This is a genomic window from Agrobacterium sp. a22-2 (assembly GCF_012276985.1).
Lineage (GTDB): Bacteria > Pseudomonadota > Alphaproteobacteria > Rhizobiales > Rhizobiaceae > Allorhizobium.
The window spans coordinates 239,957-255,680 of record NZ_JAAXMM010000006.1; the positions used below are offsets into that span (position 1 = coordinate 239,957).

Annotated in this window: 17 protein-coding genes; 9 read left to right on the forward strand and 8 right to left on the reverse strand. The window is 61.9% G+C overall.

Annotated elements, in window-relative coordinates; translation table 11 throughout:
• The first annotated feature begins 181 nt into the window (after positions 1 to 181).
• Positions 182 to 1,264 carry a D-alanyl-D-alanine carboxypeptidase family protein gene (locus HFC70_RS11750; protein WP_246735751.1) on the forward strand — a complete coding sequence of 361 codons (1,083 nt, stop codon included), beginning with the start codon at positions 182 to 184 and terminating at the stop codon, positions 1,262 to 1,264.
• A 20-nt stretch (positions 1,265 to 1,284) separates the two neighbouring features.
• A complete protein-coding gene (locus tag HFC70_RS11755) occupies positions 1,285 to 2,457 on the forward strand; it encodes a GTP-binding protein (RefSeq protein ID WP_168473427.1) in 1,173 nt (390 codons plus the stop codon).
• Between the two features lie 30 nt (positions 2,458 to 2,487).
• Here HFC70_RS11755 and HFC70_RS11760 read toward each other — a convergent pair whose 3' ends face one another.
• The 5 genes from HFC70_RS11760 to HFC70_RS11780 form a co-directional block, all read right to left on the reverse strand.
• A complete protein-coding gene (locus tag HFC70_RS11760; protein WP_168473428.1) occupies positions 2,488 to 2,721 on the reverse strand; it encodes a sulfurtransferase TusA family protein in 234 nt (77 codons plus the stop codon).
• Positions 2,718 to 4,019, reverse strand: a complete 1,302-nt coding sequence (locus HFC70_RS11765) for a murein L,D-transpeptidase family protein (RefSeq protein WP_168473429.1) — start codon at positions 4,017 to 4,019, stop codon at positions 2,718 to 2,720. Before HFC70_RS11765 ends, HFC70_RS11760 begins: the two co-directional genes overlap by 4 nt.
• 169 nt (positions 4,020 to 4,188) lie before the next feature.
• Positions 4,189 to 5,142, reverse strand: a complete 954-nt coding sequence (locus HFC70_RS11770; protein ID WP_168473430.1) for an acetyl-CoA carboxylase carboxyltransferase subunit alpha — start codon at positions 5,140 to 5,142, stop codon at positions 4,189 to 4,191.
• A 63-nt stretch (positions 5,143 to 5,205) separates the two neighbouring features.
• Positions 5,206 to 6,153, reverse strand: a complete 948-nt coding sequence (locus tag HFC70_RS11775) for a site-specific tyrosine recombinase XerD (protein WP_168473431.1) — start codon at positions 6,151 to 6,153, stop codon at positions 5,206 to 5,208.
• 19 nt (positions 6,154 to 6,172) lie between these two features.
• Positions 6,173 to 6,331: a hypothetical protein gene (locus HFC70_RS11780; RefSeq protein ID WP_168473432.1), complete on the reverse strand. Its 159-nt coding sequence runs from the start codon at positions 6,329 to 6,331 to the stop codon at positions 6,173 to 6,175.
• 150 nt (positions 6,332 to 6,481) lie between these two features.
• On the opposite strand from HFC70_RS11780, the gene HFC70_RS11785 reads away from it, so the two are divergent.
• The 3 genes from HFC70_RS11785 to HFC70_RS11795 are packed head-to-tail and all read left to right on the forward strand — an operon-like array spanning position 6,482 to position 9,505.
• Entirely contained in the window at positions 6,482 to 7,081 is a 600-nt protein-coding gene (locus HFC70_RS11785) for a shikimate kinase (protein WP_168473433.1), read from the forward strand.
• Positions 7,074 to 8,201: a 3-dehydroquinate synthase gene (gene aroB / locus HFC70_RS11790; RefSeq protein WP_168473434.1), complete on the forward strand. Its 1,128-nt coding sequence runs from the start codon at positions 7,074 to 7,076 to the stop codon at positions 8,199 to 8,201. The genes HFC70_RS11785 and aroB overlap by 8 nt, the downstream gene beginning before the upstream one ends.
• Positions 8,198 to 9,505: an HlyC/CorC family transporter gene (locus HFC70_RS11795; RefSeq protein WP_168473435.1), complete on the forward strand. Its 1,308-nt coding sequence runs from the start codon at positions 8,198 to 8,200 to the stop codon at positions 9,503 to 9,505. The genes aroB and HFC70_RS11795 overlap by 4 nt, the downstream gene beginning before the upstream one ends.
• A gap of 9 nt (positions 9,506 to 9,514) precedes the next feature.
• Here HFC70_RS11795 and HFC70_RS11800 read toward each other — a convergent pair whose 3' ends face one another.
• On the reverse strand, positions 9,515 to 9,796 hold the full coding sequence (locus HFC70_RS11800; RefSeq protein ID WP_168473436.1) for a BolA family transcriptional regulator: 282 nt from the start codon (positions 9,794 to 9,796) through the stop codon (positions 9,515 to 9,517).
• Positions 9,797 to 9,900: 104 nt separating this feature from the next.
• Between HFC70_RS11800 and HFC70_RS11805 the strand changes: the two genes are divergently transcribed.
• The 4 genes from HFC70_RS11805 to HFC70_RS11820 all read left to right on the forward strand — a co-directional run bounded on the left by HFC70_RS11805 (position 9,901) and on the right by HFC70_RS11820 (position 14,493).
• The gene (locus HFC70_RS11805) at positions 9,901 to 10,527 is read left to right on the forward strand and encodes a J domain-containing protein (protein WP_168473526.1); all 627 of its coding nucleotides are present in this window, start codon (positions 9,901 to 9,903) and stop codon (positions 10,525 to 10,527) included.
• A 65-nt stretch (positions 10,528 to 10,592) separates the two neighbouring features.
• Positions 10,593 to 11,585 carry a cobaltochelatase subunit CobS gene (gene cobS / locus HFC70_RS11810; protein ID WP_168473437.1) on the forward strand — a complete coding sequence of 331 codons (993 nt, stop codon included), beginning with the start codon at positions 10,593 to 10,595 and terminating at the stop codon, positions 11,583 to 11,585.
• 17 nt (positions 11,586 to 11,602) lie between these two features.
• A complete protein-coding gene (gene cobT / locus HFC70_RS11815) occupies positions 11,603 to 13,501 on the forward strand; it encodes a cobaltochelatase subunit CobT (RefSeq protein ID WP_168473438.1) in 1,899 nt (632 codons plus the stop codon).
• Positions 13,498 to 14,493 carry an esterase-like activity of phytase family protein gene (locus HFC70_RS11820; protein ID WP_168473439.1) on the forward strand — a complete coding sequence of 332 codons (996 nt, stop codon included), beginning with the start codon at positions 13,498 to 13,500 and terminating at the stop codon, positions 14,491 to 14,493. The genes cobT and HFC70_RS11820 overlap by 4 nt, the downstream gene beginning before the upstream one ends.
• A 43-nt stretch (positions 14,494 to 14,536) precedes the next feature.
• Here HFC70_RS11820 and HFC70_RS11825 read toward each other — a convergent pair whose 3' ends face one another.
• Together HFC70_RS11825 and rpmB are read right to left on the reverse strand one after the other, a co-directional pair.
• Complete coding sequence (locus tag HFC70_RS11825) at positions 14,537 to 15,175, reverse strand: queuosine precursor transporter (protein ID WP_168473440.1); 639 nt, start codon at positions 15,173 to 15,175, stop codon at positions 14,537 to 14,539.
• Positions 15,176 to 15,289: 114 nt separating this feature from the next.
• Positions 15,290 to 15,583, reverse strand: coding sequence for a 50S ribosomal protein L28 (gene rpmB, locus HFC70_RS11830; protein WP_168473441.1), 294 nt, complete (start codon positions 15,581 to 15,583; stop codon positions 15,290 to 15,292).
• Between the last annotated feature and the right edge of the window lie 141 nt (positions 15,584 to 15,724).

Sequence of the window (15,724 nt, forward strand, 5' to 3'; positions counted from 1 at the left end):
TTTCCTGGCCCTGCATCTGAAACTCTGGGCAGTTTAAGCGCGGCAGTGGCCGCGTGGCAATTGACGGAATCAACGGGCTTTGCCATTGCTAAGTCATATAAGATAGATATCCGCGGGTTACGAGGGACATTCGGCAAGCGGTAAACCGTTTTGGCCGATCAAGGAGATGTCGTTGTCTGCCATGCTGCACCGTCTTGGACGCATTTTCGCGCTGTCGGCGGCGCTTGCCGCTTTGCTGCCGGCCCTTGCCGCGGCCAATCCGAAAATCGTGGTGGATGTGGCCACCGGCCGGGTGATCGAGCATGAGGATGCCTTCCGCAAATGGTATCCCGCGTCGCTGACCAAGATGATGACGGCCTATACGGTGTTCAGGGCGCTGAAGGCCGGCGAGGTCCGACTCGACAGCGTCGTGACCATGAGCCAGAAGGCCGCGGCCCAGCCGGCCAGCAAGATGTATTTCAAGCCCGGCTCGCAGATGACGCTCGACAGCGCCCTGAAGATCCTGCTCGTCAAATCGGCCAATGACGTCGCGGTGGCAATCGCCGAAACGGTGGGCGGCTCGCTCGATAATTTCATGGCGCGGATGAACAACGAGGCGGCACGTCTTGGCATGTCCTCGTCGCGGTTCATCAATCCGAACGGCCTGCCAGGCCAGGGGCAATATACGACGGCGCGGGATCTTGCTGTCTTGGCCGTGGCGATCCGCCGCGAGTTTCCCGAATATGCCGGCTATTTCGCGCTGGAAGGTATCAATACCGGCAAGCGCGAATATCCGAATTACAACATGCTGATCGGCCGCTTCGACGGCGCGGATGGCATGAAGACCGGCTATATCTGCGCCTCCGGCTTCAACCAGGTGTCATCGGCGACCCGCAACGGCCGCACGGTCGTCGCAGTGGTGCTGGGCGCCGATAGCCTCGGCGGGCGCGCCGACATGTCGGCCGATCTGCTGCAGAAGGCGCTGACGACGCGCACGGCGACCGGCGACCGGCTGGATACGCTCAGGCCCTATGGCGAGGGCCGGGATGCGGTCGTCGATATCAGCAGCGAGATCTGCAATCCAAAGGCGCGGCAGGTGCGCAGCGAAGGCCGCGACGAGGAAGGCCGGATGAAGGTGCATTCGCCTTATATCCAGCAGATGCCGCGTCCGCCGCGCACGGTATTTGCGGGCCTTATCCCTGGCACCGAAAAGCCGGTGGGCAAGCCCACGGCAGCCAATGAGATCGCCAACGTGCCGATCCCCATTCCGCGCCCGACCTTCTGAGCAAAGACAAAGGTGTCGTCATGACCCATCCCAGCGCACGGATCCCCGTGTCGATCCTTACCGGCTTTCTCGGTGCCGGAAAATCGACGCTGTTGAACCGTTTGCTTCGCGATCCCGGCCTCAGGGATGCGGCCGTCATCATCAACGAATTCGGCGAAGTGGGCATCGACCACCTGCTGGTGGAAGCCTCCAACGATGCGGTCGTCGAACTGTCGGACGGCTGCCTTTGCTGCACGGTGCGCGGTGAGCTGATCGACACGCTCGCCATGCTGATGGACAGGCTGCAGACCGGCAAGATCGCCAGGCTCAGCCGTATCGTCATCGAGACCACGGGACTTGCCGATCCGGCGCCGGTGATGCAGTCGGTGATCGGTAATCCGGTGCTGGCGGATTGTTTCGAGCTGGACGGCGTCATCACGGTCGTCGACGCGGTGAACGGCCTGTCGACGCTCGATCAATTCGAGGAGGCGGTCAAACAGGTGGCCGTCGCCGACCGGCTGATCATCTCCAAATCGACGATGACCGATGCGGCATCGCTCGTCCGGCTGACGGCGAGGCTTTTCGAACTCAACCCGCGCGCCGTGGTGATGGATGGCGATACGGATGCTGCCGGTCGGGCCGGCATTCTCGACAACGGTCTCTACGATGCGTCGAGCAAGGTGGCGGATGTCGCGCGCTGGCTCAACGACGAGGCCGCGGCCGACGACCATGGGCATACGCAACATCATCACGACCACCAGCATGGGCATCATCACGACCATGATGACGGACATGGGCACGACCATCACGGCCATCACCATGACGTGACGCGACATGGCGATTCAATCCGGTCCTATTCGATCATCCATGACGGGCTCATCAATCCGATGGCGCTGGAGATGTTCGTCGATCTGCTGCGGTCGGCCCATGGTGAGCGGCTGCTGCGCATGAAGGCTGTGGTGGGGCTCAGCGACAATCCGGACCGTCCGATCGTGTTGCATGGCGTCCAGGCGGTGTTTCACCCGCCGGTGCGCCTGCCGGCCTGGCCGGATCCCACGGATCGGCGCACGCGGATGGTGCTGATCACCAAGGACCTGCCGGAGGCCTATGTCCGGGATCTGTTCGATGCTTTCGTCGGCAAGATACGGATCGACCGGCCGGACCGCGAGGCGCTGACCAACAATCCCCTGGCCATTCCCGGTATGCGGCTCTGACGAGCCGCGGCGGCGGCCAAGCGGCTCTGATCAGCCGCGGCGAATGGAAAAGCGATGGCCGGTGTCGGTTTTTTCCGACGCGACCAGGTCGTGGCCGTTCTCGCTACAGAAATGCGGGATATCGATGACGGCGAGCGGATCGGTCGTCTCGACGATCAATTCCGCGCCCTTGGCCATATCGGCCAGACGCCGCCGGGTCTTCAACACCGGCAGCGGGCATTTCAGGCCCTTCAGGTCGTAGACCTGCGGCGAGCCGTCGGTCACTTCGAGGCCCAGAACTTCCAGAACGGCTTTTTCTCGTCGGCAGACGGCACCGGCGCCACCGCGACGGCGTTTGGATTGGGGGCCGGAACGGGAACGTTTGCCGTCTGCTGGGGGGCGGCAGGCGCAGCCGGGGTCGCCTGTGCGGCATTGGCGGCCGCTGCTGCGGCTATCGTCGGTCCTGGAGCCGGCGGTTGCGCGGCGGGCGCCGTTGCCGGTGCTGATGGAGCGGCCGTGAACAACGGAGGAACGGAAGGATCGGCGACAGCCTTGCGCAGGTTGAGCGTCGGTGCGGAGGGATCCTCCACTTCCTTCAGCTTGAGCAGCTTGCCGGCCTTGAGCGCCGAGCCGGTCGGGGCATAGGCCAGATCGCGGCCCTTGCGCAGGTCGGCCACCAGCGCCTTGCGCTCGGCTTCCGTCGGATCGTACCAGACCTTGTCGTCGTATTTCTTCATCGCCTTGTCGAAGTCGCGCGCATAGGCCGTCTGGTAGGATGCCAGCGCGGCCTGCAGAGGTGCGGGCGTCGTCAAGGTCGGGCAGGCGGCGGCGGCGTTGAAGGAACCGCTGCCCTCGATCTGCTGGTTGAAGACGTATTTCTTGTCGCAGAAATTGACCTCGGGCGGCCGCTTGGTCACCTCGAAATTGTCATAGCCGACCTTGAGGTTCTGCCAGAAGGCATAATGCGGGCTGTGGCGGTGGCGTGCCATGTTTTCGGCCGTCAGGCGAAAGGGGAAGGCCTGAAGCTGGATGGTCTCCTGGCCGCCCTTGAAGGCGTCGCGGGCAAAGGCATAGATTTCCAGGATCTGCGCGTCGGTCATCGAATAGCAGCCCGACGAGGAGCAGGCGCCATGGATCATCAGGTTCGTGCCGTTGCGGCCGTTGGCCTGGTCGAAGCGGTTCGGATAGCCGGTATTGATCGCCAGATAATATTTCGAATTCGGGTTGAGATGGTGCGGCGACAGCGAGTAGAAGCCTTCCGGCGCCTGTCGATCGCCTTCCTTGACCTTGGGTCCAAGCCGGCCGGACCAGGCGCAGATCGTGTATTCCGCGATCTTTTCGAAGCGGTTGTTGGTCTTGGCCTTCCAGATTTCCAGAACGCCTTCTTCCTTGAAGATGCGGATGGCAATCGGCGAGGTGCGTTCCATGCCCTTGGTGCGCATTTCGGTGAGAATGCGCTGCGGCAGCGGCTGCTCGACCTTGTTGCTGACATTTACAGGTGTATCGACACTATCCAAGGTGTCGTTGCAGCCGGAAAGGGCTGCTGCAGCGATCAGAACAAGTGCGGTCGATTTCAAACGCATTCCGGAAGCTCATTTGGCAGGGTCAGAAAGCTCCCGTTCGGGAGGGTTTCGGCATTGTTAACGCGACATGCTTCACAAAACATGAATCTCATATACGGCAAAGACGTTTCCGCCAATCCGATATACCGGCAAAGTAGCAGCATTGTGACCAGCCGAGGCCGGTCACCTGCTACAGATTGCGGCCGATATTCAGGAATTTCTGGCGGCGGGCCGTGCGCAACTGGTTGCCGTCCTGCCCGGCCAGATCGGCCAGTGCCTTGGCAATCGTCTCGCCGGTGCGGTCGATGACCGTTTCCGCGCCGCGATGCGCGCCGCCGATGGGTTCCGGAATGATGCCGTCGATGACGCCCAGGGATTTCAGGTCCTCGGCGGTGATCTTCATATTGGTGGCGGCTTCCTTGGCGCGGGTGGAATCGCGCCAGAGAATGGAAGCAGCCCCTTCCGGCGAAATCACCGAGTAGATGGCATGTTCCAGCATGTAGACGCGGTTGCCGGTGGCGATCGCGATGGCGCCGCCCGAGCCGCCTTCACCGATCACGACGGAAATCATCGGAACCTTGAGGTTGAGGCACATTTCGGTCGAACGGGCGATCGCCTCGGCCTGGCCGCGTTCCTCGGCGCCGATGCCGGGATAGGCTCCGGCCGTGTCGATCAGCGTGATCAGCGGCAGGCCGAAGCGATCGGCCATTTCCATGACGCGGATGGCCTTGCGATAGCCTTCCGGACGAGGGCTGCCGAAATTGTGCTTCAGGCGCGACTTGGTGTCATTGCCCTTTTCCTGGCCGATGACGGCGACCGGCTGGCCTTGAAAGCGGGCAAGGCCGGCCTGAATGGCGGCATCCTCGGCAAATTTGCGGTCGCCGGCCAGCGGTGTGAAATCGGTGAACAGCCGTGCGGCATAGTCGACGAAATGCGGGCGCGACGGGTGGCGCGCGACCTGCGTCTTCTGCCAGGCGTTCAGCTTGGAATAGATGTCCTCCATGGATTCGCGAACGCGAACTTCCAGCCGGCCGATTTCTTCCGAGGTGTCGATGCTCTCGTCCTCGGTGGCGATTTTCTTCAATTCATGAATCTTGCCTTCGAGGTCCGAAATGGGCTTTTCGAAATCGAGATAGTTAAGCATGAGATCCGTTCCGATCGTTGTGCCCACAGGTATTGGGGCGCCTGTCTCCGGGTGCTGCCGGTCCTAATCCTGTTTTTTAGCCTGTTTGGCAAGGGGGTGGTGCGTTTGAACCAGTCGCTGCAGCCTTTCCTCCAGGACATGGGTGTAGATTTGGGTCGTCGAAATATCCGTATGCCCCAGCAATTCCTGCACGACGCGCAGGTCCGCGCCGTTTTCCAGGAGGTGGCTGGCAAAGGCATGGCGCAGGACATGGGGCGAAATCATGGCGGCGTCGAGGCCGGCGCGGATTGCCAGGTCCTTCAGGTCGCGGGCAAAGACCTGGCGGGGCAGATAGCCCTCCTTGCTGGCGGAGGGAAAAAGCCAGGGGCTGGGTCCCGCCTTGCCATTATCCTGCCGGGCCAACAAGGCGCCGTAGCGACCAAGGGCGGTGACCGCCGTTTTCGACAGCGGCACCAGGCGTTCCTTGTTGCCCTTGCCGCGGATGACCAGAAAGCGTCCTTCGCGACCGAGCGTGTTGGCCGGCAGCGAGACGAGTTCGCTGACCCGCATGCCGGTTGCATAGAGGAGTTCAAGCAGGACCAGCATGCGGACGCGCAGAAGCTGGTGCTTGTCCTCGATCGCAGCCTCTTCCTCTGCAACCGAAAGCAGGCGGCTGACATCGGCAACCGTCATGGTCTTGGGCAGGCTGCGGTTTTTCTTCGGAGCGTCGAGAATGGCCGTCGGATCGTCGCCGCGGATGCCCTCGGCATAGAGGAATTTGTAGAACTGGCGCATGGCCGACAGGCGCCGCGCCTGAGAGGACGGCTCGAAGCCGCGCTTTGCCAGGTCGCCGAGATAGGCCGACAGGTCGGCGGATGCGGCGTCGACGATACTGGTCGACCGCGCCGTGAGAAAACCGCGCAGATCATCCAGGTCCCGTTCATAGGACAGCAGCGTATTGCCTGCCGCGCCGCGTTCGGCGCTCATCATTTCGAGAAAGGCCTCTATGCGGGCGTAGCTCAGATCGGACAAGACGGATCCTTGGGGACGTTCATTGCGAGGGCGCAGGCGGGTTCAGCCGTTCTGCCGGAATCTTGACGGTCACGTCGCGCGGCGTTGGCTCCACGAAGACGACGAGAGCCCACATGCTTCCATAGATCATCGCCGCGACGGTGGCGCATAGGAACAGAAAGCGGAACAATGTCGGCATGATGTCATCCCCGGCGTATTGATGGTCGATGTTTATGATGAAGCGCGCAATCAGGGCAAGACGCCAGTTCGTGCCGGTCTTTCGGCATCCACGGCTTGACGCTGCGCGCTCATTTGTCAATACCGTTGCAAAACACTTGCGAACAGGCCGATGACGGATTTGCCCCTATCAGTAGCCCCGACACTCAGCGAGCGTGCCCGCGCGGCGCTTGGACGTCGCAATCTCGTTTTCGTGGGATTGATGGGAGCGGGCAAGTCGGCGGTCGGCCGAGTGACAGCCCTGCAACTCGGGCTTCCCTTCGTCGATACGGATGCCGAGATCGAGCGCGTCTCGCGCATGACCATCAGCGAACTGTTTGCCGCCTATGGCGAGGAGGAGTTCCGGGCGCTTGAAACCCGGGTGATCAAGCGGCTGCTGCGTGGGGGCCCAAGAGTCATCTCGACCGGCGGCGGCGCCTTCATCAACGAGCGGACGCGCCGGCAGATCGAGCGCGGCGGCATATCGCTGTGGCTCAAGGCGGATATCGACGTGTTGTGGGAGCGCGTCAACAAGCGCGACCACCGGCCCCTGCTCAAGACCGAAAATCCCAAGCAGACTCTCGAGAAACTGATGAACGAGCGCTATCCGGTCTATGCGACTGCAGACCTGACGGTGATCTCCCGGGATGTCCGCAAAGATGTGATTGTCAACGAGGTTCTGGCGGCGCTCGCCTCCCTTCCCAGTTCCAGTGAAAGCAAGATCGATGAATGATGTTCAGTCCCCGGAACGCCTGGTGCATGTGCCCCTTGGCGAGCGCGCCTATGATATCCTGATCGGCCCCGGCATGATCGGGCGGGCCGGCGGCGAGATTTCGACGCGGATCAAGGGCCGGAAGGCCGCGATCGTGACCGACGAGAATGTCGGCACGCTCTATCTCGAGGAATTGATGGACAGCCTTGAGGCGGACGGGATCGAAGCCGTGTCCCTGTCGCTGCCGGCCGGGGAAAAGACCAAGAGCTTCGAGCACCTGATGAAGGTCTGCGACGTGCTTCTGGAAGCGCGCATCGAACGCAACGACGCGGTCATCGCGCTCGGCGGCGGGGTGATCGGCGATCTCACCGGCTTTGCCGCAGGGATCGTCCGGCGTGGCGTGCGCTTCGTGCAGATGCCGACTTCGCTGCTGTCGCAGGTCGATTCGTCCGTTGGCGGCAAGACCGGCATCAACGCCCGGCAGGGCAAGAACCTGGTCGGCATCTTCAACCAGCCGGATCTGGTGCTGGCCGACACGGGCGTGCTGAATTCGCTGAGCGCCCGCGAGTTCCGGGCCGGTTACGCCGAGGTGGCCAAGTATGGTCTGATTGATCAGCCTGATTTCTTTGCCTGGCTGGAAGGCAATTGGCAGGAGATCTTTTCCGGCGGCGCGGCGCGCATCGAGGCGATTGCCGCGAGCTGCCAGGCCAAGGCCGATGTGGTGGTCGCCGACGAGCGGGAAAACGGCCGGCGGGCACTGCTCAATCTCGGCCACACCTTCGGCCACGCTTTGGAAGTGGCGACGAACTACGACAGCCGACGGCTGGTGCATGGCGAAGGTGTGGCGATCGGCATGGTTCTGGCACACCAGTTTTCGGCCCGCTTGAACCTTGCCAGCCCCGACGATGCGGCCCGCGTCGAGGCGCATTTGAAGGCCGTGGGCCTGCCGATATCGATCAAAGACATTGAAGGCGAGATGCCGACACCCGATATATTGATGGACGCCATCGCCCAGGACAAGAAGGTCAAGGGCGGCAAGCTCACCTTCATCCTCACTCATGGCATCGGACGGTCCTTCGTTGCAGACGACGTTCCGTCGTCGGAAGTCCTGCGGTTCCTCACTGAAAAGCTGGAGACATGACCATCGAGATCTTCCTGGCCAATCTGGCGGAATACTGGCTGCTGATCGTCGCCATTCTGGGCCTCATCATCGCATCGGCCTTCTTTTCCGGTTCCGAGACGGCGCTGACTGCTGCGTCGCGGGCGCGCATGCATACGATGGAGAACAACGGCGATATCCGGGCGAGGCTGGTCAACACGCTGATCGAGCGGCGCGACCGGCTGATCGGCGCGCTGCTGATCGGCAACAATCTCGTCAACATCCTGGCCTCATCGCTGACGACCAGCCTGTTCCTGGCTCTGTTCGGCGATAGTGGCGTGGTCTACGCGACCCTGGTGATGACGGCGCTGCTGGTGATTTTCTCCGAAGTGCTGCCGAAAAGCTGGGCGATTTCCAATCCGGACCGTTTCGCATTGCGTGTGGCACCGGCGGTGCGGCTGTTCGTGGCGGTCGTTGGGCCGGTATCGAGCGGCGTCAACTTCATCGTCCGCGGGCTGCTGGGGCTGTTCGGGCTGACGCTGTCGAAGGAAACCTCGATGCTGTCGGCCCATGACGAGTTGCGCGGGGCGGTGGACCTGCTGCACCGCGAGGGCTCGGTGGTCAAGGCCGATCGGGACCGGTTGGGCGGCGTGTTGGACCTTGGCGAGCTGGAAGTGTCCGACATCATGATCCATCGCACGTCGATGCGCGGGGTCAATGCCGACGATCCGCCGGAGGTCGCCGTGCGGGCCGTGCTGGAAAGCCCCTATACCCGCATGCCGCTGTGGCGCGGATCGACGGACAACATCGTCGGCGTCGTCCATGCCAAGGATCTGCTTCGGGCGCTGGCCGAGCCGAATGTCGAGCCGTCCAATCTCGATATCGGCAAGATCGCCCAGAAACCCTGGTTCGTTCCGGACACGACCAACCTGAAGGACCAGCTCAACGCCTTCCTGCGTCGCAAGGTGCATTTTGCCGTGGTTGTCGATGAATATGGCGAGGTGCAGGGCATCGTCACGCTCGAAGATATCCTGGAAGAGATCGTCGGCGACATTTCCGACGAGCATGACATCGATATTCAAGGGGTCCGCCAGGAAGCTGACGGGTCGATCGTGGTGGATGGAACGGTACCGATCCGGGATATCAATCGGGCGCTCGACTGGCATCTGCCCGATGAAGAGGCTACCACCATTGCCGGACTGGTGATACACGAGTCGAAATCGATCCCGGAGGAGCGTCAGGCCTTCACCTTCTATGGCAAGCGTTTCATCGTGATGAAGCGGGAAAAGAACCGCATCACGAAACTCAGGATCCGTCCGGCGGACGAAGCGACCAAGCTCGACTGAGGCCTTCGTCTACCAACGTGTCGGTTCGCCCGGTGCGGAGGGTTCGATGGCGAGCGCATGCAGCCCGGCGTCGATTTCCGGCTTCAGCAGGTCGGTGACCGCCCTGTGGCGGGCCAGCCGCGGCAGGCCGGCAAAATGCGCCGATACGATCCGCACCCGCATATGGGTTTCGCCGGTGCCTGTGATGTCGGGCTGATGGCCTGCATGATGGGCGCTTTCGTCCAGAACGATCAAACGCTCAGGCCGGAAGGCTTCCTCGAGTTTTTGTTCTATCGTCTTTCGAAGCGACATTCGGTTACTCCCGTCTCGAGCCTTTGGAAAAAGCCCCACAAAGGCAATAACAATCTGATTTGTCAATTCTTGTTGTGTTCGGGCAGAGGTCCCATACTTACGTGATGAAGCTTGATTCAAAATATTTCGACAAGATCCGGACGCGCCGGAAGAAACCGCAGGAGCCGGAGAACACCACTCCGACCTGTCAGTGGGACGGCTGCGAGAAAACGGGTGCCCACCGTGCACCGGTCGGCCGCAATGCCGAAGGCCAGTTTTTCCTGTTCTGCTTCGAGCACGTGAAGGAATACAACAAGGGCTACAACTATTTTTCCGGCCTCTCCGACACCGAGATCGCACGCTACCAGAAGGAAGCGATCACCGGCCATCGGCCGACCTGGACGGTGGGCGTCAACAAGGCGGCCAAGACGAGCCCGCTGCATTCGACAGTGCGCTCTGGTTCGGCCGGTGCTCAGGCCCGCATGAAAGACCCGTTCGGCTTCGTCGGGCAGGGGCGCGGCAATGGGTCGCGATTCGACACCCAGGCGCGCAAATTGAAGACGCTCGAGGCAAAAGCCTTTGACGCCTTGGGCCTGCCGGGCAATTCGACGTCTGCCGAGATCAAGAGCCGCTACAAGGAGCTTGTAAAAAAACATCATCCTGACGCAAATGGCGGAGACCGCGGCTCGGAAGAGCGTTTTCGCGCTGTTATTCAGGCGTATCAATTGTTAAAGCAGGCTGGTTTCTGTTAATCGAAAACGCTACGAAATAGGCCTGACATACGCAGCCGGTCGGTGCCGTCCGGCATGGAGACACGATGAGCAAAATTGACATTGATATTTCCAATCTTCCCGACATTACGGTTTCGGTTCGGGAAGTCTTCGGAATTGACAGCGATATCCGCGTACCGGCCTACAGTAAGGGCGACGCTTACGTGCCGGATCTTGATCCGGACTACCTGTTCGACCGCGAGACGACGCTCGCCATTCTGGCCGGGTTTGCGCACAACCGCCGCGTCATGGTGTCCGGCTTTCACGGCACCGGCAAGTCGACCCATATCGAACAGGTCGCAGCCCGGCTCAACTGGCCTTGCGTGCGCGTCAACCTCGACAGCCATGTCAGCCGTATCGATCTGGTCGGCAAGGACGCCATCGTGCTCAAAGACGGCAAGCAGATCACCGAATTCAAGGACGGCATTCTGCCCTGGGCCTATCAGCACAATGTGGCGCTGGTGTTTGACGAATACGATGCCGGTCGTCCGGACGTGATGTTCGTCATCCAGCGCGTGCTGGAATCCTCCGGCCGTCTGACGCTGCTCGACCAGAGCCGGGTTATCCGTCCGCATCCGGCCTTCCGCCTGTTTGCAACGGCCAACACGGTCGGCCTCGGCGATACGACCGGCCTCTATCACGGCACGCAGCAGATCAACCAGGCGCAGATGGACCGCTGGTCGATCGTCACGACGCTCAACTATCTGCCGCATGACAAGGAAGTCGACATCGTGCTGGCCAAGGTCAAGAGCTTCCGCAAGACGGAAGCTGGTCGCGAAACCGTCGGCAAGATGGTGCGTCTGGCCGACCTCACCCGTGCGGCTTTCGTGAATGGCGATCTGTCGACCGTCATGAGCCCGCGTACCGTCATCACCTGGGCGGAAAATGCGGAGATCTTCGGCGATGTCGCCTTCTCGTTCCGCGTCACCTTCCTCAACAAGTGCGACGAACTGGAGCGCACGCTGGTGGCGGAACAGTATCAGCGCGCTTTCGGCGTCGAGCTGAAGGAAAGTGCGGCCAACATCGTGCTTGGCGCCTGAGAAAGGCATAACAGCAGATGGCAGGTCGCGGCGACAATTCCAGAGCGAAACCCGGCACGGCGGTCGATACGGAACCGTTGCGCCGGGCGATCACCGGCTGCGTGCGCGCCGTTGCCGGCAATCCGAATGTCGAGGTGGCGTTTGCCAACGAGCGGCCGGGGCTGGTCGGCGATCGGGTACGGCTGCCGGAAATCTCCAAGCGGCCGACGGCGCAGGAGCTTGCGGTGACCCGCGGGCTCGGCGACAGCATGGCGCTGAGAATCGCCTGCCACGACCAGAAGATCCATGCCTCGCTGGCGCCCCAGGGGCCTGACGCCCGAACGGTGTTCGATGCGGTCGAGCAGGCCCGCGTGGAGTCGATCGGTGCGCTGCGGATGGGCGGCATGGCGGCCAATCTGCAGTCGATGAATGCGGAGAAATACGCCAAGGCGAATTTTGCCGGCATTGCCAAGCAGGAGGACGCTCCGCTTGCGGAAGCCGTTGCCATGCTGGTGCGCGAGACGTTGACCGGGGAGAAGCCGCCGGAAAGTGCGGGCAAGGTTCTGGATTTCTGGCGTCCCTATCTTGAGGAAAAGACGGGCGGCGATTTGGCCAACCTGTCTGCGACGATCGAGGACCAGCAGGCCTTCGCGCGTGTCATCCGGCATATGCTGAGCGCCATGGAAATGGCCGATGATGTCGGCGACGACGATGCCGACGACAGCCAGGACGAGGACAGCTCAGACGAGGATCAGCCTCGCAGCAACGAGGAAGACCAGGACAGCGCCGAAGAGGAAGCCGGTTCCGAGAGTGCGCCTGCCGAGGACAGCGAAGCCTCGCAGGAGCAGATGGATGACGGCGAAATGGACGGCGCGGAGATTTCCGACGACGACATGACCGAGGAGGGCGACGAGGATTCCGAGACGCCCGGCGAGATGCGCCGTCCGGCCAGTCCCTTCGACGATTTCAACGAGAAGGTCGACTACAAGATCTTCACCCAGGAGTTCGATGAGGTGGTGACGGCAGAGGAGCTTTGCGACGACGCCGAACTCGATCGTCTGCGGGCCTTCCTGGACAAGCAGCTCTCTCATCTGCAGGGTGCGGTCGGACGGCTGGCCAACCGGCTGCAGCGCCGCCTGATGGCTCAGCAGAACCGCTCCTGGGATTTCGACCTCGAGGAAGGTTATCTCGATTCGGCGCGGCTGGTGCGCATGGTGATCGATCCCATGCAGCCGCTGTCCTTCAAGATGGAGCGCGACACCCAGTTCCGCGATACCGTCGTGACGCTGGTCATCGACAATTCCGGCTCCATGCGTGGCCGGCCGATCACGGTTGCCGCCACCTGCGCCGATATCCTGGCCCGTACGCTGGAGCGCTGCGGCGTCAAGGTCGAGATCCTCGGCTTTACCACAAAAGCCTGGAAGGGCGGCCAGAGCCGAGAAAAATGGCTGGCGGGCGGCAAGCAGCCGACACCGGGCCGTTTGAACGACCTGCGCCATATCATCTACAAGTCGGCCGATGCGCCCTGGCGCCGGTCACGGCGCAATCTCGGGCTGATGATGCGCGAAGGCCTGCTCAAGGAAAACATCGACGGCGAAGCGCTGATGTGGGCGCATAACCGCCTGATCGCGCGGCGCGAGCAGCGCAAGATCCTGATGATGATTTCCGACGGTGCGCCGGTCGACGATTCGACGCTGTCGGTCAATCCCGGCAATTATCTTGAGCGGCATCTGCGGGCCGTCATCGACCAGATCGAGACGCGTTCGCCGGTCGAATTGCTGGCGATCGGCATCGGCCATGACGTGACGCGTTATTATCGCAAGGCCGTGACGATCGTCGATGCGGACGAGTTGGCGGGGGCCATGACCGAACAGCTGGCGGCGCTGTTCGAGGACAAGACGCGCGGTGGCGGGCGTCAGGCCAAAAGGGCACGATGAAGCATCCGATATCGATCCTTGCGCTTGGGTTGGCCCTTGGGACCAGCCTTTGCGCTGCTGCGGCAATGGCCGAACTGGTTCCGACGAGCAGCCGGCAAATCCCGGTCTTCAGGCCAGGATCGGAAGGGGCGGTCTTCGGTTCGTTCGAATTTCTGGGCGGCATCGACATATCGTCATCGACTGCCCTCTTCGGCGCCTGGTCGTCTGTCCGCTTCCTTCCAGGCGGCCGTGACTTTATCGGCGTGCTCGATACGGGCCACTGGATGTCGGGCCGGATCGAGCGCGACGCGACCGGTCGGCTTTCAGGCCTTGCCGATATGGCGATTGTTCCGATGACCGATGCCAGAGGCCTTCAGGACCAGGGAAAGTCTTCCATGGACGCCGAGAGCCTGGCAATTCGCGACGGTCAGGCGATCGTCGGCTTCGAACAACGGCATCGGGTGGATGCCTATGCCCTGCCGGTTACGGAAACCGGCCGCCCGGTGCGGACCCTGGCGCTTCCCTTTGCCGTCGGCCGACTGCGCGGCAATGGCGGCTTGGAGACGCTGGCCGCTTCTCCCGTCGCAAGTCCGCTTGCCGGCGGACTCGTGGCGGTTTCCGAGCGTAGCGTCGACGCACAGGGTTATCTGTATGCCGGTATCCTCGACGGCCCGCTGAAGGGCTCCTTCAAGGTCGCCCGTCACGATGATTTCGACGTGACGGATGGTGCCTTTCTTCCTGATGGCGATCTTCTGCTGCTTGAGCGGCGTTTTGGCCTGGCAACCGGTATCGGCATGCGCATCCGCCGCATCGAGGCCGACGCGCTGAAGCCTGGGGCGGTGGTGGATGGCGATATCGTGTTCGAAGCCGGCTACAGCGACCAGATCGACAACATGGAAGGTCTCGACGTCGTTGCCCTGGACGGTGGCGAGGTGAGGGTCATCGTCGTCTCCGACGACAACCATTCGATCCTGCAACGCAATCTGATGCTGGAGTTCCGGGTCATCAACTGATGACTGCCAGGCACCGGCCCAATGGCCGGCGCGGCTCTTGTCCTCAGCGGGTCTGCGTGGCCGGAGCCATCGGCTTCAGCGTGTTCATCAGGGCGCCGTAGGGCAGCAACAGGACCAGGCCCACCAGGATCTTCACGCAGAGATCGCCGATCGCCCAGGATACCCAGCGCGGTGCTTCCACTGCAAAAATGCCGAGGACAGGTGCGTTCTCGATCGCGAAGGCATCGTTGGGCCCGATGAAGGCAAAGCTCGCGGCAAAGGCCAGCGAGAAGAACAGGGTTGTGTCGAGTACCGAGCCGGCCACCGTGCCGGCCAGCGGCGCATGCCACCAGCTCTGGCGGCGCAGGCGGTTGAACACCGAGATATCGAGGAACTGGCCGATCAGGTAGGCCGTGCCGGAGGCAATCGCAATGCGCGGAATGGAGGTCCAGAACGACAGGGCGATGCCGACGACGAAACCGAGGAACACCACCTTGCGGGCCATGGAAGGACCGAACTGGCGATTGGTGAGGTCGGTGATCAGGAAGGCGATCGGATAGGTGAAAGCCCCGTAGGTCAGCAAGTCGCCCAGCTGAATGCCGGCCAACTCGCCGGACAAGGGGTACTGAACGAGGACGTTGGATGCGACGACCACGGCGGTCATCAGCAGGCTGTAAATGAGGATATAGCGTAGCGTCAGCATTTTTTTATCCTGGGTGATGCCACCAGTTGGAGGGAAATTCGATCAACACAAAAGGCTTGCGCGGACAGACGCCCGCTCAAGCCTTGCGCAATCTTTCAGAAATGTTGTGATGCCTTAGGCGGCAGCAGCAACGGTCTTCTTGACGATCTGGCGACGCAGCAGGCGCGCGCGCATGCTCAGTTCGGTCTCGTCGGCCTTCAGCAGGAAAGCGTCGAGGCCACCACGATGTTCAACAGTGCGCAGGGCAGCTGCCGAAACGCGCAGACGATAACGCTGGCCGAGTGCATCGGAGATCAGCGTCACGTCGCACAGGTTCGGAAGGAACTTGCGACGAGTCTTGTTGTTTGCGTGGCTCACATTGTTGCCCGACTGGACGCCCTTGCCGGTCAATTCGCAACTGCGGGACATGGTACACCTATTCTTCTTGGCCATTGGAAAAGCGTTCCGGGCAAAACCCGGCTCGCAATCCAACTGAGCATGATTGGAAAGTTGCGGTTCTATAGTCAGACTGGCGGGCCGCGTCAAGCCAAACCTTGTGTTTTCCGGCAA